The organism is Streptomyces flavofungini, from assembly GCF_041028215.1.
In the GTDB taxonomy this organism is placed as follows: domain Bacteria; phylum Actinomycetota; class Actinomycetes; order Streptomycetales; family Streptomycetaceae; genus Streptomyces; species Streptomyces flavofungini_B.
In genome coordinates this window covers 1-21,580 of record NZ_JASKYR010000002.1, presented here as the reverse complement: position 1 = coordinate 21,580, position 21,580 = coordinate 1, and the positions used below count along the sequence as shown (strand labels likewise).

21 protein-coding genes and 1 pseudogene are annotated in these 21,580 nt (G+C 68.1%); 6 read left to right on the top strand and 16 right to left on the bottom strand.

Annotation, left to right across the window (positions count from 1 at the left end; all coding sequences use genetic code 11):
- On the top strand, window positions 1-477 hold a 477-nt coding region (locus AB8Z36_RS00330), incomplete at its 5' end, for an RRQRL motif-containing zinc-binding protein (protein WP_369211122.1).
- Window positions 478-1,179: 702 nt separating this feature from the next.
- Here the strand turns inward: AB8Z36_RS00330 and AB8Z36_RS00325 are convergent.
- The 3 genes from AB8Z36_RS00325 to AB8Z36_RS00315 all read right to left on the bottom strand — a co-directional run bounded on the left by AB8Z36_RS00325 (window position 1,180) and on the right by AB8Z36_RS00315 (window position 2,889).
- Window positions 1,180-1,305, bottom strand: coding sequence for a hypothetical protein (locus AB8Z36_RS00325; protein ID WP_369211121.1), 126 nt, complete (start codon window positions 1,303-1,305; stop codon window positions 1,180-1,182).
- A 445-nt stretch (window positions 1,306-1,750) separates the two neighbouring features.
- Window positions 1,751-2,689, bottom strand: coding sequence for a helix-turn-helix domain-containing protein (locus AB8Z36_RS00320; RefSeq protein ID WP_369211120.1), 939 nt, complete (start codon window positions 2,687-2,689; stop codon window positions 1,751-1,753).
- Between the two features lie 2 nt (window positions 2,690-2,691).
- Window positions 2,692-2,889 carry a hypothetical protein gene (locus AB8Z36_RS00315; RefSeq protein WP_369211119.1) on the bottom strand — a complete coding sequence of 66 codons (198 nt, stop codon included), beginning with the start codon at window positions 2,887-2,889 and terminating at the stop codon, window positions 2,692-2,694.
- An 813-nt stretch (window positions 2,890-3,702) separates the two neighbouring features.
- Between AB8Z36_RS00315 and AB8Z36_RS00310 the strand changes: the two genes are divergently transcribed.
- Window positions 3,703-3,960, top strand: coding sequence for a hypothetical protein (locus AB8Z36_RS00310; RefSeq protein ID WP_369211118.1), 258 nt, complete (start codon window positions 3,703-3,705; stop codon window positions 3,958-3,960).
- 341 nt (window positions 3,961-4,301) lie between these two features.
- Here the strand turns inward: AB8Z36_RS00310 and AB8Z36_RS00305 are convergent, their stop codons facing one another.
- The 4 genes from AB8Z36_RS00305 to AB8Z36_RS00290 form a co-directional block, all read right to left on the bottom strand.
- Window positions 4,302-4,565 (bottom strand): hypothetical protein, encoded by a 264-nt coding sequence (locus tag AB8Z36_RS00305; protein ID WP_369211117.1) that lies wholly within the window; start codon window positions 4,563-4,565, stop codon window positions 4,302-4,304.
- Between the two features lie 3 nt (window positions 4,566-4,568).
- Window positions 4,569-4,826 (bottom strand): hypothetical protein, encoded by a 258-nt coding sequence (locus AB8Z36_RS00300; protein ID WP_369211116.1) that lies wholly within the window; start codon window positions 4,824-4,826, stop codon window positions 4,569-4,571.
- A 236-nt stretch (window positions 4,827-5,062) separates the two neighbouring features.
- A complete protein-coding gene (locus AB8Z36_RS00295; RefSeq protein ID WP_369211115.1) occupies window positions 5,063-5,260 on the bottom strand; it encodes a hypothetical protein in 198 nt (65 codons plus the stop codon).
- 134 nt (window positions 5,261-5,394) lie between these two features.
- Complete coding sequence (locus AB8Z36_RS00290; RefSeq protein WP_369211114.1) at window positions 5,395-5,949, bottom strand: RNA polymerase sigma factor; 555 nt, start codon at window positions 5,947-5,949, stop codon at window positions 5,395-5,397.
- Window positions 5,950-6,467: 518 nt separating this feature from the next.
- On the opposite strand from AB8Z36_RS00290, the pseudogene AB8Z36_RS00285 reads away from it, so the two are divergent.
- Window positions 6,468-7,142: pseudogene (locus tag AB8Z36_RS00285) on the top strand (GGDEF domain-containing protein).
- A 151-nt stretch (window positions 7,143-7,293) separates the two neighbouring features.
- On the opposite strand, the gene AB8Z36_RS00280 reads toward AB8Z36_RS00285, so the two are convergent.
- The 3 genes from AB8Z36_RS00280 to AB8Z36_RS00270 form a co-directional block, all read right to left on the bottom strand.
- The gene (locus AB8Z36_RS00280) at window positions 7,294-8,193 is read right to left on the bottom strand and encodes a helix-turn-helix domain-containing protein (protein ID WP_369211113.1); all 900 of its coding nucleotides are present in this window, start codon (window positions 8,191-8,193) and stop codon (window positions 7,294-7,296) included.
- Window positions 8,180-8,647: a hypothetical protein gene (locus tag AB8Z36_RS00275; RefSeq protein ID WP_369211112.1), complete on the bottom strand. Its 468-nt coding sequence runs from the start codon at window positions 8,645-8,647 to the stop codon at window positions 8,180-8,182. Before AB8Z36_RS00275 ends, AB8Z36_RS00280 begins: the two co-directional genes overlap by 14 nt.
- Before the next feature lie 1,340 nt (window positions 8,648-9,987).
- Window positions 9,988-12,033 carry a pentapeptide repeat-containing protein gene (locus tag AB8Z36_RS00270; RefSeq protein WP_369211111.1) on the bottom strand — a complete coding sequence of 682 codons (2,046 nt, stop codon included), beginning with the start codon at window positions 12,031-12,033 and terminating at the stop codon, window positions 9,988-9,990.
- A gap of 288 nt (window positions 12,034-12,321) precedes the next feature.
- Here AB8Z36_RS00270 and AB8Z36_RS00265 point away from each other — a divergent pair, with 288 nt between their 5' ends.
- On the top strand, window positions 12,322-13,560 hold the full coding sequence (locus AB8Z36_RS00265; protein ID WP_369211110.1) for a pentapeptide repeat-containing protein: 1,239 nt from the start codon (window positions 12,322-12,324) through the stop codon (window positions 13,558-13,560).
- An 89-nt stretch (window positions 13,561-13,649) separates the two neighbouring features.
- On the opposite strand, the gene AB8Z36_RS00260 is transcribed toward AB8Z36_RS00265, so the two are convergent.
- From AB8Z36_RS00260 to AB8Z36_RS00245, 4 genes are all read right to left on the bottom strand, one after another.
- Window positions 13,650-14,684 carry a ParB/RepB/Spo0J family partition protein gene (locus tag AB8Z36_RS00260; RefSeq protein WP_369211109.1) on the bottom strand — a complete coding sequence of 345 codons (1,035 nt, stop codon included), beginning with the start codon at window positions 14,682-14,684 and terminating at the stop codon, window positions 13,650-13,652.
- Window positions 14,681-15,829, bottom strand: coding sequence for a ParA family protein (locus tag AB8Z36_RS00255; protein ID WP_369211108.1), 1,149 nt, complete (start codon window positions 15,827-15,829; stop codon window positions 14,681-14,683). Before AB8Z36_RS00255 ends, AB8Z36_RS00260 begins: the two co-directional genes overlap by 4 nt.
- 88 nt (window positions 15,830-15,917) lie before the next feature.
- Window positions 15,918-16,895 (bottom strand): ATP-dependent DNA ligase, encoded by a 978-nt coding sequence (locus AB8Z36_RS00250; protein ID WP_369211107.1) that lies wholly within the window; start codon window positions 16,893-16,895, stop codon window positions 15,918-15,920.
- Between the two features lie 80 nt (window positions 16,896-16,975).
- Window positions 16,976-17,149, bottom strand: a complete 174-nt coding sequence (locus AB8Z36_RS00245) for a DUF6233 domain-containing protein (RefSeq protein WP_369211106.1) — start codon at window positions 17,147-17,149, stop codon at window positions 16,976-16,978.
- A gap of 44 nt (window positions 17,150-17,193) precedes the next feature.
- Between AB8Z36_RS00245 and AB8Z36_RS00240 the strand changes: the two genes are divergently transcribed.
- Together AB8Z36_RS00240 and AB8Z36_RS00235 are read left to right on the top strand one after the other, a co-directional pair.
- Complete coding sequence (locus AB8Z36_RS00240; RefSeq protein WP_369211105.1) at window positions 17,194-17,883, top strand: HNH endonuclease family protein; 690 nt, start codon at window positions 17,194-17,196, stop codon at window positions 17,881-17,883.
- 1,135 nt (window positions 17,884-19,018) lie between these two features.
- A complete protein-coding gene (locus tag AB8Z36_RS00235; RefSeq protein ID WP_369211104.1) occupies window positions 19,019-19,294 on the top strand; it encodes a hypothetical protein in 276 nt (91 codons plus the stop codon).
- A gap of 138 nt (window positions 19,295-19,432) precedes the next feature.
- Here AB8Z36_RS00235 and AB8Z36_RS00230 read toward each other — a convergent pair whose 3' ends face one another.
- Window positions 19,433-19,564 carry a hypothetical protein gene (locus AB8Z36_RS00230; protein WP_369211103.1) on the bottom strand — a complete coding sequence of 44 codons (132 nt, stop codon included), beginning with the start codon at window positions 19,562-19,564 and terminating at the stop codon, window positions 19,433-19,435.
- A 419-nt stretch (window positions 19,565-19,983) separates the two neighbouring features.
- Window positions 19,984-20,394, bottom strand: a complete 411-nt coding sequence (locus AB8Z36_RS00225; protein ID WP_369211102.1) for a hypothetical protein — start codon at window positions 20,392-20,394, stop codon at window positions 19,984-19,986.
- Window positions 20,395-21,580: the final 1,186 nt, after the last annotated feature.

The following is a 21,580-nucleotide window of genomic DNA, read 5'->3' as shown; positions in this document are numbered from 1 at the left end:
CCCCGGGAGCCGGTGATGCCCCGCCCCCGCAAGACACGCCGCCGCGAGACGCTCCGGGTGCCGCGCAGTTCGGCGCCGCTGCCCGAATACGACCGCAGCACCCTCCCCGAGAGCCTGGGCCTGGCCACCAGGCGGCAGTTACGGGAGATGGGCCTCAGTCCCGGCGCCAACACCGGCCCGGTGGCGATCCTGCGCTGTGCGCTGTGTGCGACCCGGCCGCAGTGGTCCTGTCGCCACCCCACCCGCGGCTACCTGCTCCGCATCGACCTGGCCAAGCCCAAGCGCACCCCGACGCTCGCGCAAGAGCGGGCGTTGGACCGGGCGATGGCTGCTCGTCAAACCTGCGGGCAGTGCGAGAGGCGCTTCTACGTCTGCCTGTCGAAGCGGCTCGGGTGCTGCCTGGAATGCCACGACGGGACCCCGGCCCACCCCAGCAGCTACGCCCCGCCCGCGCCCGGCCACCTGCTGGCCGCCTGACTTCGCCCCGGGACAGCCGCTGTGCTTGGCGGCTTGACGGCTGCCCCGGGCCCCACCCAACCCGTACGAGACGAGAGAGGGAGGCCATCCGTATGGACTCCGTTCTGTACGTTCCGGCCCTCGATACGCAATGGACGCCGTGCCGGGCACCCAGGCACCGCCAGTGGGGGCGAGCTGCATGAGGCGTCATGGGATTTGACCATGGAAGCCGATACTCGGCACGCACGAGGAAGGGATCTACGGCCATTGTCAGAGGCGGCCGGTAAGGTACCTCCGCTCTCCAGCGGAGCCCGCCTATCGGGCGTAATAGGGGTAAGAATCCCAGACAAAAACCGCCATAATTTAGCCCGTTCAGTTGTGCAGGCTGTCACTCATGCGGTGTGACGTGCGGCACAGGGGCCTTGTGATTTCGTTCTCTATACCCCAATGAGCTGCGTTCTTACTGGTTCCTACAGGGCAACGCAGCAGATCAACATGCGATCCCCTGGTGCAAAACTGCCGACAGACAAGGCAAGATGGGGGCGTCGTCGCATGAGGGTGTGATCACCATCACAGTTGTCTGTGTTGGCTTGCCCTACGTGACGGTAACCGCATTCGGGCATAGAGAAGGCCCCGCCTGTCGCCCGCGAAGCTCTAGGCAGGGCCTCTTGTCAGCACACCGACTGCAGCGATGCCCCGACCTTTAGGTCGGGGCTTTTCGCTTTAGAAGGGCCAGTAGTCCTGCGCGATCTTGTAGATCGCGTAGACCGGCCCCAGCCAGCGGGCCGCCCGGTACGGACGGTCTCGCCTGCTGCAGCAGCGGCAGTGCCCCTCAGGCTTCTTCGCCATCGGGATCTACCCCTCTCTGGGCCCATGACCATCATGGACTCCCGGGAGGCGCACGAGGGGGTTCGGACCCCTGGGGCAGATTGATAGCGCGTACCCTACCCGGGTCCCAAGGGCCAACGGCGCACACCGGCTGTCGCCTGCGGCGACGTCTGCGAGGCACCGCGTGCCACGCCAGGTCCTGCTGCCTCCGATCGCCACCCCATATCAGTGGGTAATAATGCCGTTACCAGCAGCGATCTTTGATGGGGAGTCGGGAACGCGGTGCCAGCCTTCACAGGTTGAGAGGTGTAAATCACATGCGCGTGACGTGGCGGCCCACGCTCGCCACCCCTGCTCCCGACAACGGAGTTGAAACGTAAACAACCTGACGCTACGTCATTCTCCATCTGCCAGAAGTCACGAGCGAGCACGGTTCAACGAGTCGCGCACCAGTCGGAGTGTTCGTCTAGGCGTACCTGTAGGCCTCCGGCGGTGAGTGGTCGCACTTCACGTCGAACAGGGTCGGGTGTACTGCGGCTTCAAAATCTCGTGTGAACCGCCGTACGGCTCGCGTGCGCCTCGCCCCTTTGTCCTTGGCGTCGTTCAGGTCACCGCGCCGGATGCGGAGCGACGTTGGCACACTCAGGGGGGTCAACCACTCCCTCATGGTGCGGACATGGGCAAGGTAGTTCGGGACCTGCGACGGGGGGACCGGGGTGAGCCGACGAACTTCCTGGCCGTCGGCAGTGCGCCTGGGTTCGGAGCGGACGAACATCGGTACGCCGTCGCCCGTGACATTGAGCAGGCCGAACAACAGCCCTGGACGTCGCTCGGCCGACTTGGCAGCGCCGCCCAGCCGCTGCTCCTCAGCCCGATCCCACGCCTGCTCCCAGTCCTGCAGCGCCTTTCCACGGGCGCCGCAGGTCCGCGCGAGGGCGACGACGAAATCGCGGGTCGGCCTGCCGCCTTTCTGGCGGAAGAACCTTCCCACGGTGGCGTGAGCAAGAACGTTGCCACTGGCCGTCTCCAGCTCCGCGTACGGTCGGGCCCCGTCCTTCTGGTAGTGGTCGACGAGCGCCACATGCAGGTCAGCGAAGCTCCGGACGTAACGGGGATGGGGCGCGGGGTCCTCGCCGGACCGCACCGCCCGGTAGCGCGCTCGCTTCCACAGTCGTTCGGCCTCTCGCAGCGAGGCACCGCAGGCGGCAGCGTAACCCTGCACTACCTTCAGCTTTGGCATGTGCGCGCCCGAAGCGGCCCGGATCAAGGTCGAGGCGCTGCAACCAGATCGCGCGGCGAGCTGCTTATAGCTCAAACCTGCCTGGGTGCGCTGCGACCGAAGCCAGTTGACCAGCTTCCCCAGATCGCGGTCGCATGTGGTGACGGGATTCTCTCGGCGTCCCATGATCAGGCACCCGCTGGAGCGGCCTGCTTGGTAAGGCGGGCTCGTCGGACCAGCCGCAGGCCTGTGTCCGTGGCCTCTGCGAGGAGCACCAGTACGGACAGGCCCGGCATCCCCATCACGGCGAGGATCACGGCTAGGACGAGGACGACCACGATCACGGTCGCCTCGGGGGCGGTCAGCGGTTGGTTGTCGGATACCACGCATTCAGTGCGGGTGACGCGGGCCATGGCGTTGCCTTTCGTCGACTGTTTGGGCTCCCCAACGGACCTTCTTGCGCGAGCGATTGCCGTCGCCCACGCGGGTGGTCCCCTCGATGTTGGCCCACGCCAAGGCCCTCGTGAGCCAGTAGTGCCCTCCGTAAGGGCTATAGCACCATCCGCGTCTCAGCTGGGGCATGACGGACCCGGACCTTCACATCCCACAGCTCCGCAGGTGATGAGTGGTTGCGCCGGGTCGTTGCGCCACGGGCGTCCCAGTTGTGTTGAGGGCGCCGCCTACAGCCCCGATGCTGGCTGTGCGTGCACTTAAGATCACGCACCTGTCGTCTGTGGGCTCCCCCGCGACTTCGGGACCGCGGGTAAGCCACGTTGCCGCGAGGGCCCCCGCACCCAGTGTCGACCTGGTTGACACTCTGATGAAGTGGCGGTGTGTCAAGCCAACCGGCCTGACACACCACCACTTGCTCTGCCTGTCTCTCAGCGCCCAGGACTGATGTTCAGATCCGTCTGTGACGTGTACACACGCCGAGTCATCGTCACCGACATCCGCGTCGGCATCGACTGGCGGCGCCCCGCCCCATGAGGCATACAAGGGCTGACCGAGGACTCGCAGCGTCTGACCGTGACGTGCACCCGCGCCAAACTCATTGCGGCGGGCGTCCCCCTGACATCTGCACTTGAGTGACGGCTCCCACTGTGGGAGCCGCGCTGCAAGCGCAGCACTATTAACGTCGTTAACGGTCTGCGGCTTACGAGCAGACCCGCGATGTCAGTACCCGCGCCTATGGTCCGCGTATGGACTGGGGAGATGCACCAGGGTGGGCGGCTCTTGTGGTGGCGCTGCTCGCCGTCGAGATCAGCCGTCGTGCCCGCAAGGACGGCCACCGCAGCGCTCGCGCCGCCGAGCGCTCCGCTAGTGCAGCGGAGCAGACCCTGGCTGACCAACGTCAACAAGCAGCCGACGGTGACTTCGGCAATCAGGTTTCAACCGAGATCTCCGTCTCCGTCGTGTGGGCCGACCGCAGCGACCCCGTGCTGCTGCCGGTCTCCTGAGCGGCGGACGTCCACACCAAGGGCCCGTACCTCCCTGGGAGGTACGGGCCCGTCCGCGTTCGAAGAACGAGGTGCGTCAGGCAGTCGTGGTCTGCGTGCCGCGGCGCTCCTCGGCCAGTCCGGCGAGGAGCTCGACCAGCCGCAGGAACTGATCGTCTTCCATGCGCTCGCTGAGGAAGCGGGCGGCTTCGTCTGCGTTGTCGTACGGGAACCGGACGCCCCGGACGATGAGGGCGTGCGCTTCGGGCGCCTCGTCAGCGGCAGCGGGGGTATTAACGCCGTTAACGGTCTGCGGCTCCGGTCCCGCCGGAACCGACGTGGGTCCCGGGGTATTAACGCCGTTAACGGTCGGGGCGTCCGCTGGCGAGCGGGGAGAGCGACTTGTAGGGATTGTGCGCGAGCTCGGCGAGCTTGACGGCCGCCGGGGAACGCCGCCTGACCCGCGCCCCGATCCAGCACACCGCGCCCCCGCCCGCACAGCGTCGGCGGGGGCCGTTTCGTCCGCCGCCAGGAGGAACACGTGCCCATCCCCCGCCCGCGCCGCCGAAGTCGGTGATGCCCGCCACCGAGGCGGTGACGGGCATCGTGGGTTGGTCAACGCGCAAGGTCTACGGCTTCTTGAGCTTCTCCTGGACGGTGAAGACGAGCCCCGTGACGACCACGAACGACGTGCAGCCGGACCCGATTGAGGTGAGGGGCGAGCCGCCGAGACGGTCGACCACGAGATAGCCGACGAGAGCGGCGATCGTGCCGGTCATGACGGCCAGGGCGACCTTCAGGTACCGGATGCTGGTAGCCGCACGGTCGAGCGCCTGGGCGAGCGCCTGACTCTCGTCGCGGAGCTGGGTGAGGGTGGGGACAGCCATGTTGAACGGATTCCTTCAAGCAAGCGCAGCGCCTGGTCGTACGAGAAATGCCGCAGGGCGGCGGATGTTCCGGCTGCGTTTCCTGTAGGGAATGACGATGGCCGGGCCCGCATCGTGAGCGGGCCCGGCCATCATTTCCCCCGGACGTCATGACGACGTCAAATCCCGAAGTGCGTCAGCACAACCTCTCTGGTCAGGCGGACAGAACGAGCGTGGTGCTCAGGCACGGCTGACTCTCATTCGGCCACAAGGCGACCGTTGGGGACGCGAGAGGTGCTGTGCACCTTCGCCTTGCCCTTGCCGTGCCGGCGAGCGGCCGCCTGCTCCCACACGGGGGCAGAGCCGACCAGCAGGTTGTCGATGAAGCGGTACCACCTAACGAACATCACCGACAGCAGGGACAGCACGCCGGTGAAGTACTTCGCGATGCTCATGAGTTCTCTCTCCGTTCGCAGCGGGTTTCGAGCAGGAGATGCTGCGCTTGCCTGGCGCTAGCCCCCCTCCGAGGCCTGCGTGCCTGCCCGGTGTGAGGGATCACCGGTGGCGGCCCGCAGGCCAAGGAGGCGGTCTAGAGGTCGGAGACGCCCAGCTGCCGCATCACCGCCGGGGTGCGCAGCTTGCGGTTGGCGGCACGGATCGACTGACGGACGGCGCCGGGCCCGGCGGCACCGACCAAATCGGCGATCTGGCGGGAGTCGAGTCCGTAGTAGTGCTTCAGGATGTACACCTTGTGCTGGTGCGGCGTCAGCTCCGCCCGCAGCACCTTCTGGATCTTCTCGAACCCGATGCCGTGGTCGAAGTCGACCACGGAGCGCATCTGCTCGTTCGCCTCGATCTCCTCGCCCGCGAGCGCCTGCGCCTGACGACCCAAGCGGCGCAGCGTGTCGGTCGTCGTGTTCTTGCAGATCGTCGCCATGTACGCGTCCACGTTCTGGATCACCTCGCCGTCCGCCAGGCGCGAGTAGATCCGCAGCAGGCTCTCCTGCCATACGTCATCGGCGTGCTGGCGCGCGATGTTCTTCTCGATCAGCCGCTTGAAGTGCTTCTCCCGCCCCTTCAGATCTTCGATGACCGTGTCGATCGAGCGGTCGGACCCTCCGGGGCCTCCGAACGACAGCTTCATGTGCCGTACTCCTTCGCCGTTTTGCCAGTCCCCGCTCCAGGGCGCCCTGTGCGCCCGAGGCGCCCTCCGCCTGGTCTGTAGACCAGGACGCTCGGCAGGCGAAGGCCGTGAGCCCGCAGGACCGAACAAGTGGAAAGTGGTGAGAAGTGACCGAAGCTGCGCGCTTTCCCGCAGGCGTCGCTCGCTCGACCGAGCGAGAGGATCAGCCCCGCCGCACGTGTTCGCCGCCGGTCAGACCCGGCCTCCTGAAGGCCGGCGGGCGTTCTGCCCACCGCGCACCGCCCTCAAGACCGCCCTCTCCCCGTGGCATCCCCGGGAGACCGGCCGGTGCGCGGGCCCTCCGGCACGTCGCCAACTCACCGCCTGATCAGCCGAGGTGACGGGCAGATGATCCGCATCCGGGCTCGCACCGTCGACGGCGACCTACAGTTCCGCCCCGGGACAGCCGCTGCGCTTGGCGGCTTGACGGCTGCCCCGGGCCCATCCATCCCGTACGAGACGAGAAGGAGAACCCCAGTATGTCGACCCTTGCGCACGTGCCAGACCGGATCGGCCAACGCACCCTGTTACTGACCACCGCCGCCGTACCCCTGACCGGCTGGGCACTCCATGCAGCCGCGCTGCACAAGTAGCTCGCCGCCACCCGCCGCGACCCGCTCACCGGCCTGCTGCGACGCGACGCCTACACCGCCCGCGCCCGCCGCATCCTCGCCCGCCACCGCGACGCCACGACGCTGATGGTCGACGCCGACCACTTCAAGCAGATCAACGACCGACTCGGCCACGCGGCCGGGGACGCCGTCCTCGCCGCGTTCGGCGCCCGCCTCACCGCCTGGGCAGGCCCGGCCGCAGCCCTCGGACGGCTCGGCGGCGACGAGTTCGCCGTGCTCCTGGAGCTGCCCGCCGCCCACCGCGCACGCCGCCTGGAGCGGCTCATGCAGCTGCTCCACGCGCCCGTCGTCCTGGACAGCGGCTACACGGTCGAGGTCGCCGCCTCGGTCGGCGTCGCGGCGCCGGACGCCATCGGCAGCCGCGACCTGGCCGTGCTGCAACGGGCGGCCGACGCGGCGCTGTACGACGGCAAGCACTCCGGCCGCGCGGTCATCGCCACCAGCGCCCACACCACGGTGACGTCCGTCAACGGACGCCGGGCCGGACGCCCTGGCACGGGCCTATGGCGGCAAGCAGCATGAACAGCACCTCGCGCCCCGCCGACGAGTGACGTCGCCGGGGCGCGGTGCGAAGGCGGCGCCTCTGGACGGTGCTTCGGTGGTCCGAGCAACGCACAGGGCCCCGGCGCTGGATGCGCCGGGGCCCAAGGATGTGCTCATTGCCGCGCGTTGATCACCGCATGATGAGGGCCAGCAGGCTCGTCAGCGCGGTCGCCAGCGCCATCGAGATCGGCGCGAGGACAAGGAAGGGGCGGATGTTCCGGGACCACGTCGGGCGGCTGATCCGACGGCGGCCTACGGCCTTGCGCTCACGCTGCCGCATCTCGGATATCCGGATGCGGGTCACCGTGAAGTGCCACATCACCATGCGGTCCGCGTCCACTCCGCACCCTGCCAGGAAGATGTGCAGCAGCTCGGTGGTCGGCAGCGTGGTCCCGCTCAGCAGGTGCGTGAACGTGGTGTTGGAGATCCGGTAGAAGCTGGCGCTGCTCTTCTCCAGCTCTGTCAGGGACACCCCCTTGGAGCGGATCAGCTCGTTCATGAGCTCAAGCACGTCCTCGGCCGTCGTGCACAGCGCCAACGCGGTGTGCATGTAGTCCGAGGACCGCACCGAGGTGACCCGCTTGTCCTTCGCCTCGTACGCGCGGGCCTGCTGCACCAGGGCGAGCAGGCCGTCGGCGTGCAGCGGGGGCACGGTGCGCTCTGCGGAGCGCAGGCGCGGACGCGGGACCCGCGCCAGCAAGTGCCCGGTGCCATCCCCGGCGTCGCCGCCGGAGGCGGAGGTCACGGCCGTCTCCCGGGAGGAGTCCCGGCGCGCCTCCCGGTGAGCGCGTCGCCAGGACTCCATGTCGCCGGTGTAGCCGCAGCCCTTGACGAAGGCTTCGACAAGGTCCCAGGAGGGGACCGTCTTGCCCGAGGTGCTCTGCGAGACGGCCGCGGGCGAGTAACTGATCCGCTCGGCCAGCTCGCCGACCGTCAGGCCGCTGCTCGCGCGCAGGGCACGCATCTCCTCGGCCAGGGAGCGCTGCGAGAGCGGGATGTCGAGCGGCAGCTGCTTTTCAGGACGCCCCATGCTTGCCTCCCTCGCGGCGCGCGTCGCGCTCCTGCGCTCCGTCGTGCTCATCGCCCTGTCGCTGGCCGGGAATCTGCGAGATGGCCCCCGTGGAGGGGCTCGCCTGGCCCCGGGCGTCGGTCGGCGCCTCGGAGCCGTCCGCCTCGACGGCCTCGCCGCCCTCCACCACCGGTGTGGCGGGGGGCGGCGGGCTCGTCTCGTTCGAGGGACGGGCCGTGTCCCGACGGCCTTCGGCCCCGTTGAGGTTGTCGGACTCCCCGTTCTCGCGGGCCTGCTGAGCCGACGTCAGACGGAAGACCTGGTAGAGGAGGTTGCCTACCGCGCCGCTGACCACGGCGCCGACCTTGACCGAGTCCTCGATGTCCAGCCCGCAGTAGGCGGCCACGGCCCCGGCTGCGCTTCCGGCGCCAGCAGAGATCACGACGGCTATCGCCGCACGCTTATTGCGCTTCATGCTCATGAGTTTCCGTTCTGGGTCCGTGCCCGGCCCTTGCGGGCCGGGACACGTCTCCAACTTTTGGCGTGAGTGACTTTGACTGTTCGGGCGCGTGTCTGGAGGACCCGCTCCCGACTGCGCATGACTGGCTGTCAAGCGGCCCTGCTGCGGCCTTGATCCGAGTCTTAAGGGCTGCAACCCCTCGTCGTTCGTGTGCCGGTCTATGCATTCTGCCCTAGCTCAGGCGGCTGCGAGTTCCTGCTGCGCATGGTCGTGCCGAGGGCAGATGGTGCAGGCGGTGTCACCCCCACGTATTCGGTTGAAGACGCAAGTTGTGACGTATGTGAATGGGCTGCCGGAGCGGTCATATTTGATCTGATGTGATCAGTGGTGATCGCCTCCGGAATAGGGCGATACCACGCGGCGTTGAAGGTCACAGATGGCTGAACAACCCATTCGCCCCAGCCGGTGAACTACCACGGACCAGAACCCGTACTCATGGGAGCCACCAGGCCAAAGACAGGAATTACCTGGTCACGAGTTGTTCATGTAGTTTGAAGCGACCTACCATGTAGGCACGAATAACGGCATTACGACTACACAGACTCCCCGTGGAGAGACACCATGGGGACAAGGTCGACCCAGGTCGGCCCCGTCCAGGGCTCCAACTCGCTGGCGTGAGTGCATCCTTGGCTGAGCCCCCCGCTGCAACGGGGGGCCAGAGGCTTCCGCTCCGATCGAAGCGGCCATCGAAGCGCCCCCTTCACCAGGGGGCGCTTCGATGTGAACAATCCGGCCACCACTCCTGTCCGATGGGCAGGTGAATGTGACCGAGACCACGCAACATTCGTCGGTGTGTCGTCGACCTCGACCCCGGCCGTGCCTTCGAGACCCGCCTCTGCGGGCCGGACGCAGTCGACGGGCCCGTACCTCCCATAGGAGGTACGGGCCCGTTCGCGTTCGAAGAACGAGGTGCGTCAGGCAGTCGTGGTCTGCGTGCCGCGCCGCTGCTCGGCCAGTCCGGCGAGAAGCTCGACCAGCCGCAGGAACACATCGTCTTCTATGCGCTCGCTGAGGAAGCGGGCGGCTTCGTCTGCGTTGTCGTACGGGAATCGGACGCCCCGGACGATGACGGCTTGGGCTCCGGGCGTCTCGTCAGCGGCGGCGGGGGTATTAACGCCGTTAACGGTCGCGGCTCGGGCTCACTCGCGAGCAGACCCGCGATGTCAGCAGCCGTGTTATCTAGGGTCGAAAGGCTTTTGCGCAGCTCAGAGGCATGATCGACCGTGCAGGCAAGTGAGGCACGTGAACGGATCGGTCGAACGTTGCACAAGCCACGCTTGCCTGGGGCAGGACTGTCAGCGCTTGACGCGGTTGCGGATGGCGAGGACGGCGAGGCCCAGGAGGACGGGTTCGGTGACGCGGGAAGTCATCTCGATGTAGGTGCCGGCGGTGGTCAGGTCCTGACCGGAGGCTCGGAACACCACTGAGTTGAGGGTGACGTTCAGGGCTTTCTCGAAGCGCTTGCCGGTGAAGCGGTTGCCGGTGGGGTTCTGGGGATCGTCCTTGTCGATCTCGAAGGCGACCTTGCCCCCGGCGGCCGGGACGGTGCCGGTCGCAGTCTGCTTCGGGGTGTCCTTCGCGAGGCCGAAGGCCACCAGCAGGACGATGGTCAAGAGCATGGCCGTCCCGAGCCAGGCCAGGGCCCGGGAGGCGCGCAGGCCGTAGCCGGACAGCGCCCAGTAGGCAGTCAGTAATCCCTGTTCACTGCGGGGGATGTCGTCGGCGTGGCGGCGCATCTCCATCTCCCCGTAGTAGAAGTCCGCCGCCCCTGGCTCGTGCTTTCCGTCCTCGAAGGCCTTGCGCAGCGCCCGGTACACCGGAGCCAGTTGCAGCGGCCCTGCCCGCCCGGCACCGTGGGCCCAGCCCTGCACTGCCCCCGGCTGGCCGGCGCGCCAGTGGTGCTCCTCGGCCAGGACGCGCCGCGCGGTGAACCGCACGGGCGGCCAGCGCCGCCAGTGCACAGCGGGCGGAGCCGTGTTGAAAGTGCAGGCCCCCTCCAGACGGAGTTGGTCCAGGTGGACCGTGCCGGCGAACAGACATTCCCACAGATCCAGGTCGGCCAGAACCAGATGGGCCGCGTCCACCCCGCGCAGCGACACCACTCGCACCCCGGGGTCGTACCCGCTCGGAAAACGATCTTCAGCGAGCCGTAGGCCGTTGGTGAGCACGAACGAATCCGGCTCGGCAGCGATGGTGAGTGGGTACTCGAACACGGCATGAGCGAAGTCCACCGTGGCATAGCGCAGACGGATCTCCGCTGTCGATGACCAGCGGGTGCGACGGCACTCCAGACGGCACACAGCGAACGAGAGGTTCACCGGGCTGCCGAACGTGGCACCGGACAGTACAAGCCGCCCGGTACACACCAAAGGACCGAACTGGTCGGCCCCCTCGAAGGCCGCTGACTTGAAGCTGGCGTGGCCCTTGAAGGTCACCGACTCGAACCCGGCGCCGTGCTCAAAGGCCGCAGACTGGAACTCGGCGCCGTGATCGAAGGTCGCCGACTCGAACGCGGCGGCGCCCTTGAAGGCCGCCGACTTGAACCGGGCGGTGGCCTTGAAGGCCGCCCACGTGAACCAGGCGTGGCTCTCGAAGGTCGCCGAATCGAACCAGGCGTGGCTCTCGAAGGTCGCCGAATCGAACCCAGCGTCGCCCTCGAAGGTCGCCGACTCGAACCCGGCGGTGTCCTTGATGGTCACCCGCTGGAACTCGGCGTTGCCCTCGAAGATCGCCGACCCGAACACGGCGCGGTCCAAGGTCGCCGAATCGAACCAGGCGTCGCCCTTAAAGGTCGCCGAATCGAACCCGGAGACGCCCTCGAAGGCCGCCGACCCGAACACGGCGTCGTCCTCGAAGGTGGCTGACTTGAACAAGGCATTGCCCTTGAAGGTTGCCGACTCGAACCTGGCATGGCCCTTGAAGGCCGCCGAATCGAACCTGGTGTAGCCCTTGAAGGTCGCCGACTCGAACCTGGCGTGGCTCTCGAAGGTCGCCGAATCGAACCAGGCGTCGCCCTCGAAGGTCGCCGACCTGAACGATTCCTCGCCCTCGAAGGTCGCCGACCCGAACCGGGCACCGCCTAAGCGGGGGTGACCGGTTGCGGGCTCACGAAGGGCGTCGAGTAGGGCGTAGAGAAGGGAATAGGTGAAGGTGGTGCCCCGGTGGTCGATGTCGGCGCCGGGAGTCAGGCTGGCCAGATAGGCGTCACGGTCGGCGTCGGCTAGGTGGGCAAGACATACGGTGTAGCCGGGGACGTGGATGCCGCGGCAGCCGACAGGGTCGGCAGCAGGGGCTGCACCGTATGCGCAGTGCGGCCAGGCTGGCGGTTCGGATGTGCTCATGGTGGCGGCGCTCCACGGTGTCAGGTGCCCGTATGGACGCCCTGGGGACGAGAACGGTTCAGGCTCGACGATGACGGGCAGCGTCGGGGAGCATTACCCACGTTGCGAGCATCCCGTACGTGCCTGAACGACCGTAGATATCTGTCAGGCACGGTGCACTGAGGCGCACATGCCTCACACGCCTGTCGCCCGCTCAACACCTGAGATAACCCAAGCCGCCGCTCGTCTCGCTGTGTGCTGCGAGCAAGGACCTGCGGTCAGCGGATGCCCCGGGTGATCCTGCGGGGTGTGATTTCTAATCTGATACGCCGTCGGAAGCGGCGCGGTTTACGCCTATGGCCGGTCGGCCTGGTCCTGGCCGCCACCTTCGCCTTCGCAGTCCTGGTGGCTGCGGGAGTGTTCCTCGCCGGGTGGGACCTGCTCGGTGCTCAAGAGCTGAAGCCCGAGCGGCGGCTGGCTTCCACAACCCTGTTCGACCTGGTGAAGCTCTCCTTCGGAGTGGTGGCCGGGGCCGGAGCGCTGGTCGCCCTTGTAGTGGCCTACCGTCGTCAGCGAGTGGACGAGGACGGCGCGCTACGCGAAGCCACCCGGCTGCACACCGAACGCTTCACCACCGCCGTCTCCCAGCTCGGCCAGGAGTCCGCCGCAGTCCGCCTGGGAGGAGTACACGCGTTAGCCGGGCTCGCTGACGACGCCCCCACCCCTCTCCTGCGTCAGACGTGCATCGACGTGCTGTGCGCCTATCTGCGCCTGCCCTACACCGCCCAGGACGACCTCCCGGCAGACGATGTGGCCGCCCAACACGCCTACCTCGCCTTGCGCGAGGTGCGACACACCATCATCCGCCTTATCCGGGACCGCACCGTGATTGGCTCCGAGGACACACACGTCTCCTGGCAGGCCCACGACTTCGACTTCACCGGGGTCGTCTTTGACGGCGGCGACTTCACCGGCGTGGTGTTCACCGCCGGAGCCACGGCATCCTTCCGCGGCGCGCAGTTCTCCGGCGGTGAAGTCTCCTTCATCAAGGCGCAGTTCGTCGGGGGCACGGTCGACTTCAGCGGCGCGCAGTTCTCCGGTGGAAGAGTCTTTTTCGACTTGGCGCGGTTTGCTGAGGGCAGGGTCAGCTTCGCCATGGCGCAGTTCGCTGGGGGCATGGTCGACTTCAACGGGGCGCGGTTCACCGGGGGCATGGTCCGCTTCACTGGCGCGCTGCTCTCCGGCAGCAGGGTCTCCTTCGGCGGTGCCAAATTTTCCGGCAGCGTGGTCGTGTTCCACGGCACCGACTTAACTGACGGCAGAGTCGACTTCACCCGTGCGAGGTTCTCTGCGGGTGCAGTCGTCTTCTTTTTCACAGAGTTCGCTGAAGGCACAGTTGACTTTCAAAGCGCGGAGTTCTGCGGCGGCGCAGTCGACTTCAGTGACTCCGCAGGCCCCGCGCCAGCCCATCTGCTACCTGCGCCCGGGCAGCCCTTGCCAGACGGTCTGCATGGCTTGCCCGCGGCATGGATGTCGCAGGCACCCTGAATACCGCGCTGCCCCAACCCGAGCACGCCAGGAGCTACCTGGCGCGGCGTTAGAACGCAGGTTCTGAACGCTCCACATCCCTGCGGGACCTAGATAGACGTGGTCTGCGCGTCGCGGCGCTCCTTGGCCAGTCCGGCGAGGAGCTCGACCAGCCGCAAGAACTGATCGTCGTCCATGCGCTCGCTGAGGAAGCGGGCGGCTTCGTCTGCGTTGTCGTACGGGAACCGGACGCCCCGGACGATGACGGCTTGCGCTTCGGGCGCCTCGTCAGCGGCAGCGGGGGTATTAACGCCGTTAACGGTCTGCGGCTCCGCCGCTGCCGGGGCCGACGTGGGTCCCGGGGTATTAACGCCGTTAACGGTCAGGGCGTCCGCTGGCGTGCGGGGAGAGCGCGGCCGCGGCGTCCTAGCGGCACTGATGGCCTGCTCCGCTGCGTCGGCCTGTCGCTCCTTCGGCATGCGCCCGATCTTGCGCGCGGGCTCGACCTTGAGTTCCCCCGCTTCGACCTTCTCCTGCAACTCCGGCGTCAGCTCCAGCAGGGCCAGCCGTTGCGAGACCCACGCGGGAGTCTTCCCTAGCCGCTTGGCCACCTGCCCCTGCGAGCCGTGGACCTGCACCAGTTCCTGGATCGCCTTGGCCTGGTCCATGGGCGCCACATCCACGCGGTGGATGTTCGCGATCAGCGCCGACTCCAACAGGTCCGCAGCGCTCGACGCCAGTTGGTCGTTGACGTCGATCCGCAGTTCCTCCAGACCTGCCAGCTGCGCGGCAGCCAGACGCCGGTTGCCGTCGATGACGACGTAGGCGGCTTCGCCGATCTCCTCGTCCCGGCCCGGATGAGCGGACAGGAAGGCCGCACGCCGCGCCACGGTGACGGGCTGGATCTGCCCCCGTGCCCGCAGCGACTCAGCGCACTCCTCGATCTCGGACAGCTCATCACGCGGGTTGTAGGGGTTGTGCGCGAGCTCGGCGAGCTTGACGGCCGCCGGGGGCCGCCGCCCCTCACCGTTGAGGATCTGACTGCGCGTGCGCACTGCCCGGGAAGACGGCCTCGGGGCCTCCTCATCAATCGTGAACCCCTGCGTCACGCGCTCCGCACCCACCTTCTTGCTGACCTCCCTCATACCGCCAGCTCCTTCGCCAGGTCCCGCATCGCGTTAGCGTGCTCGCTGTCCGGCGCGTACTCCAGGAGCGGGATCTCCCCGTCGCTGGCTTCGCGCCCCTCCTTCAGATCCCCGATCACCGCGAGCACGGACGGGGAGGAGCTGCGCTCCCACTGTTCCCGGTTCTGGCTGACGAGCTTTCCGCGGCGACTGTCGTAGGCGTTGACGACCAGACCGAGGTAGTCGACCTTGATGCGGCCCTTTGCGCAGAGGTCGTCCATCTGCTTGGAGAGCAACTTGAACGCCCGGTGCGACGCCTTGTTGGCCCACACCGGCGTGATGACCCCGGAACGGTCAGCCAGTTCACCCTCGCGGCGCCGCACGTAGTACAGGGCCGTGTCCATGTTCAGGCCCAGGCTCGGCGGACCGTCAATGATGATGACGTCGTAGTCCGCTTCCACGGGCTCCAGGGCCCGCTCCAGGGCCGCCTCGCTGAAGGACACCTTGGACAGGGAGACATCCCGCAGGAACGCATCGTCTGAGGCGGGCAGAAGGTGAAGGCGTGCACCGAACCGGTCCTGGTCCAGGGCGACCAGAAGGTCGTGGATATCGCCCTTCGCCGTGCCCTCCATGTGCATCAGCAGGGTCTCCACGCCGTCCTCGTACATCAGCTCCTCAAAGCCGAGCTCGGAGGTGAGATGCCCCTGTGGGTCGTAGTCGACGAGCAGCACACGCTTGCCCGCCTCGGCGAGCGCCTGGGCGATGCCGCTGCTGATGAAGGTCTTGCCGACGCCGCCCTTCTGGTTGGCCACTATGACCCGCGTGACCGGCTGCGCCGTGAGAGGTGTCGTGGGAGAAGGGTGCGCCTCCAGCCACAGGGTGACGGCCTGGGCCAGGCCCTGAACGTACGTCACCCCGCGCTGGCCGCACTCGTCTTTGAACCGGTCGGGCTCACCCACCGGCAGGAAGGTCCCCCATGTCTTGGCCTTGTCCGTCGGGACCTCGGGCGGGTCAGGGACCTCGTACCAGGCTTTGATCGCATGCTCGGCTGCGTCCTGGATGTCCATGCCATGCTCAAACGCCCTGATCTTCAACAGGCGTCGAAGCTGCGGTGTGAGCGCGGTAATTAGCTTCTCACGGTCACCGCGCGGGCTCGGGATGCTCATGCGGGCAAACATTACTAGGTCGCGGCTGGGAGTGAGGCGCTCCCACGCGCGTGCCGTCGCGCGGTCAACACCAAGCTGAACGGAGCGTCTACGCGTCATGCCCGAGCAGCGGTACCTGCGCCACGTCGACGTCGGTGCGGATGCGGTGAGGGCGGACTGGGTGGCGCCATCGCCCGGCGGCGTCGCGGGCGATGTCGACGGCGACTTCCATGACCACGTCCGGTCGGACGAGATGGACGTCGAGGGTGCGCTTCGTGCCCCATCCGGCGCTGAAGGTCCAGCCGTTCCACGGATGCGCGCCCGACGGCGCGGTCAGGCGGCGGGCGAGCTGGTGGCCGATGGTTTGGGAGAGGGGGGTGCTGCGGCCGGTGTACTGCAACCGTCCGGCGGTGTCGTAGCGGCCGAGCAGGACGGTGCGGGGCTCGGTGAGTGTGCCGGTGACGGCGCCGATGAGGGCTTCGGTGGTGGCCCGCACCTTGTACTTCCGCCAGGACCGTGTCGGCCGGTAGGGCTCGTCCAGTCGCTTGAAGCACAGTCCCTCCACTCCGGCCGCCGTCCAGCCAAGCCACTGCTGGGCGAGGCCCGGATCGGTGGTGGAGGGGCACAGGGTGAACGGCGCCTGCAATCCGTGGTCGTGGAACAGCGCCTCCAGCGTCGCGCGTCGCCGTACGTAGGGCCAGCCGGTCAGGTCGGCGTTCTGGTGGAGGAGGTCGAAGGCGACGAAGTGCGCCGGCCACCGCCTTGCGGCCTGGCTGGCCGCGGGCTCGCGGCGGGAGGCGAGGCGTTGCTGCAGCCGGTCGAAGGCCAGACGGCCGCCCTCCCACACCACCAGCTCGCCGTCCAGGCCGGTCTCCGCGGGCAGTTGGGCGAGGGCGGCGGCGCGGATGTCGGGGAAGGAGGCGGTCATGTCCGTGCCCTGCTTCGAGCGCAGCAGCACCCGCCCGCCCTCATGGACGGCGAGCTGGGCGCGGAAGCCGTCCCACTTCGGCTCCGCCGCCCACCCGGCAGGCAGCGCGGGATCCTCGACACCGGCAGCCAGTATCGGCTCGGGCAGCGACCACGTCATGCCGCTATTCCTTCCACCCCGGCCACCGGTGCCCGGCCGGGCGGGAGGCGGCATCACTCCGCCGTGCGGCAGATGCCGGTTCAGTCCAGCAGACCGAGCGCGGTATCCGGACGGCAGTGCGTGCAGGCCGTCACCTGCTGCCGCAGGGCCTCCATCGCCTGCTCCCGGGACGCGGGGCGGCACCAAGGTGCTCGCCTCGTCTGCCGTGTCGTTTCACCAGTACGACTGATCCACCCGGGCGGGTGACGGGGCACTCGATCCCCTCAAATCGCCCTGGGCAGACGGCTATCACCGTGCCATGACCATCACCGTGCTGCGCGGCCTCCTCGCTTCCGCGCTCCTGGCCCTGCCCGCCGTCACGGCCGTGCCCGCCCAGGCGGCCCCGGCCGCTCCCGAGCCGCACCGGCTGCCGCTGGCGGAGGCCGTCAACACCCTCCCGCGTGCCGCGGAATCGCGTGCGGGCTATGAGCGCAGCAAGTTCAAGCACTGGATCGACGCCGACAAGGACCGGTGCAACACGCGCGCGGAGGTGCTGATCGAGGAATCGCGCACCCAGCCCGCCATCGAGGGCGCCTGCAAGGTGACCTCGGGGACGTGGTTTTCCTACTACGACGGGAAGACGCTCACCGATCCCAAGGGCCTGGACATCGACCACATGGTGCCTCTGGCGGAGTCCTGGGACTCCGGGGCCTCGCAGTGGAGCGCGGCCCGGCGCCAGGCCTACGCCAACGACCTGGACGCCGAGCGCAGCCTCATCGCGGTCACCGCGAAAAGCAACCGCTCCAAAGCCGACCAGGACCCCGCGCAGTGGCTGCCGCCGCTGGCGGATGCCTACTGCACCTACACCGCTGACTGGGTTGCGACCAAGCTCCGCTGGGGCCTGACCGCGGACAAGGCCGAGACGGCCGCGCTGCGCAAGCTGGCTGAAGGGTGCGGTCGGCAGGAAGTGGAGTACGTGCCGGTGCCCGAGGACGCCGCGAAGGCCTGACCTGCGGTGGTAAGTGCCGCTTCGCTCAGCCCTGCTCGCCGTGGCGTCCATGGTCTGTGCCCCTTGACCATGACCTGGTCAAGGGGTTGGTCAAGGGGGTAGCGCCTTGGAATCCACGGTTTGAGCTGTGGTGGTAAACGAGGGAGGGCGTCATGGTGTCGCCCTCGTCGGCTGGTGGGGTTCGTCAGCAGCAGCACGACCGGGCCGCACTCATCTTGAGAACGATCAAGGTTCCGAGCGTCCTCGGCGGGCTCGATCAGCGTCGCGGTTCCTTCCCTGCCCGTCACATCAGCCAGGGCGCTCTACGAGGCGCCGTACGAGACCTCCTACGAGACCTCCTGCGAGGCGCCCCACGAGGCGCCCCACGAGGCGCTTCATCGTTCGGCCGCGCTCCGCGCCCACCTGCGGGTTCAAGGGACTCAGCATGCCGACTACTTCCCATAGACCCCCGGAGGGGGAAGTCCAGACCCGTAAAAGCCGACGTCTGATGCGGCCTAGATGATCCAAGTTCCATGATCAGACAGGGTTGGCCGCAAGACGCCGCCCGGCGCCTTGGTATCAGTCGCGCCCTGCCGTCTCGCGGCTGGGTCGCGCTCTGGGTCGCATCGGCTGGTGCGGTACGCGAGCCGTCCGCAGGTGCGCTGACCTGGGAGACAAGGGGTGCGCGCGAAGCGTCTCGGCGCGCCGACTACTTACCTGGGAAGCCCCGCCCGCGGCGGCTTGCTCTCGCGCGGCTGCGCCCCGGCCCGGTGCCGTGGTGGCGCGCGGGAGGCCGTCCTCGACGGACGGCCAGGCCCTCCGCCCGCTCGGGACCAGCGCGGCCGGGCCGGGCAGGCGCCACCGGGCAGTTCACCGGCCTTCGACCGTGACGACCGCTGAAGTAGGCGCTGTGACGCAGGCCACGCTTGGTACGGGCCTTACGGCTCGTCGGCGTGCCGGAAGGCTGGCTGCATGCATCGTTGCCAGGTCATCGCCTGCCCAGCACCCGCCGTCTACACCACCCACCGCCGCCGGAAGGGTGCTCTCGCCTGGCAGATCCACACCTGCGCCCGTCACCGGCGTTTGGTCGACTGGTCGGTCCCGGGCAAGCCTGCGCCGTCTCGACGAGAGCGAGAGCCGTCTGCGGTGCGGGACGGTGCATGAACACCGGCCCGACGCCGAGATCATCGTCTCCCATCTCCTGGGCTGGATGGGCGCCTCCGGCACCCCGTCCGGCAGCCCGGAACCCGCCGCCGACGACTGGCGCACGCGCCTCGCCCATGCCTTCTACACCGTGACGGGCCAGGGCGAGCTCCTGGCGCTCGTTGACCGCGCCCTGGGCCTGGAGGCGAGCGACGTGGTCACCCTGCTCGCCTCCGCCGAGACTGCACACGCCTACACGCCAGTCCCGCGTACCGGGAGCCGTCGGTAGGCCGACCGGCCAGGCGCGGCGCTGTGTGCCGTTCTCCGGCGCTCTCCCGCCGCCGCGGCTCCCTACGCCGGGCTGCTTGCCGTTCCTGCTCGCCCCGCAGCCCGGCACAGCGTGGCCGGGCGGGTGCCGCCCGGCGGGTCATCGGCCGCTGACCGCGGCGATGGCGGCCAGGACGGCGGCGAGCGTGCTCACGGCCGCGGACCCGGTCGTGACGGCGGGACGGAGCGCGGGGTGACGGTGCACGTCATAGACGGCTCCGCCGACGATCACACGAGACGGCTTCGCGGGCCTTTCCGACGAACAGGCTTCCTGCGGCCGCGGCGTGCGGTGGAGCGTTTTGAACGACGGAATCGTTGCAACGTGCGGTCAGAGCCGGACCGGTTAGATGCTGCATCAAGGTGAGACCGTGCGCCGGCCGGAGAGGCTGTGCGCTGTGCGTCCCCAGACCCTGGGCGGGAAGTCTCGCCTGACCGGGCCGTGCTTTTACCGCACACGCCCGGGCAAGGGCCCTTCCCGCTGCACGCGGGAGGGGCCCGAGCCGCGGCGGCGGAGCCGGATCACTTACCGGTCGGCGCCGCCAGGCAGGCCCGGCACAGCGCTCGACCCACCGCGCGCCGTCCCGGACAGCAGCGGGGCGAGGGCGATGGAGCCTCTGGCGCTCGTTGCCGTACCCCTTGGCTGGTTCTGTATTAGGAGGCGAGACGCGTGACCTCAGTGATCCGGCAGACGATCTTGCCGGATGCCTGGGTGAAGCCCGTTACCGTATCCCGTGCGACCTGCTGCGCCGCCAGATTGTTGACGAAGGTGGCGCCCTCGGCGACACGCTCGCCCTTCGCGTCGAGGAATTCCACGTTGATCCAGTAGTCCGAGGTCTTCGAGCTGTGGTTGGTGATGCGCAGCGAAGCCTGCGGCAAGTTGCTTGATGAGGACACCGAGCAGCGAGCGATCTCCACATCCGCAGCAGCCCCTGACACCGTGGAAGCGGTCCGCTCATTCGCGGGGGGCCTCTTCGGCGGCTCGTCATCACCGCCTTGGCCTGCCAGCACACCGGCCAGGGCCACCACGACGACGAGCGCGACCAGACCCAGCCCTCCATACATCAGGCTCCGTGCAAGACGACGCCTTTTCTGCAGAGGCCGACGTCCCCAGGATGGTCCTGCGGACGGCCGACTCCCGTCCGGAGCAGACTGCTGTTGTTCTGGCATGAGGCCCCCAGGCGGCACGCGGGGCTGGTGCTTCCAGCATCCCTTCGCAGCGCACCTCCTGCACGTCGGCACGGCTGCAATGGCAGAGCCCGTCTCTGCATGCGGGCGTGACATTGCGGCGCGGCCGGGACGCCGCCGCCCAACTGCCGGTCTCGTGGGCTGCTGGCCGTCTCTTCGAGGTCGCGGCTGGGAGCCGGGCTCCGGACGCCTCAAGCTCGGCCGCTCCTGGTGTTCGGTGGTCTTGGTAAGGGTTGTCCCGGTGGTTGTCCCGTGAGGTGTTGTCCCGGGCTGTGACCTGGGCTGAGGGCGGGTTCCCCCATGGTTTCCGGGGACCCGGGACAATCGGGACCGGAGTCGTTCCGTCCTGAGCCGGGGGCCGGGCCGGGGTTGGCATGCGGTGAGGTTCGAGCACCCCGGCGTCCGGGCCGTCCACCCCGAGAACTGACCCGCCCCAGGTGGGTACCCCGGGTACCCACCTCGGGGCGGTGGTGTCAGGGCGTGGTGTCTGGTGATGACATCGGGGTGCGGTGGTGCCCCGGGACAGTGCACGTGCCGTCCATCCGCTCTCCGGTTTTCCGGCAGAGCCCTATCTGAAGCATCTTGGTTGATGCAGTCTGTCCCCGGAGTGTGGTTTCCTTTCGCCAAGGGCACATGCTGCATCAGGTCGTGATGCTGGTAGGGCGTGATTCCAGAGCTCATCCCGCGTGGTAAATGAAGCACGTTTGTGGGAGGCTTCCGGAGTGGCGGGATGCTCCGGTGGTTTACCACGGTGCTGGCGTCCTGCTCCTGGACGTGCTCCAGGCCCTCGCCCTCAGTGCCCTCGTTTCGTCTCTGAGCTGGCAAATATCCCGGCACCCCCTCTTACTGCTGCCCGGCGGAGCCGGTGGGCGGGAGCGGAGCGGACGCCCGCAATTCGCGCGGAGCGTGAATTGCATTCGCTTGGTGGTGGAGCGGAGCGGAGCCATGTCTTTCACGCGAAGCGGGAAAGGATGAACACGCGGAGCGGGTTCATCGGAAATACGCGAAGCGTGTTTCTGAATTCGCGAAGCGAATTCCGCTGTCATGGCGCGCAGCGCCATGA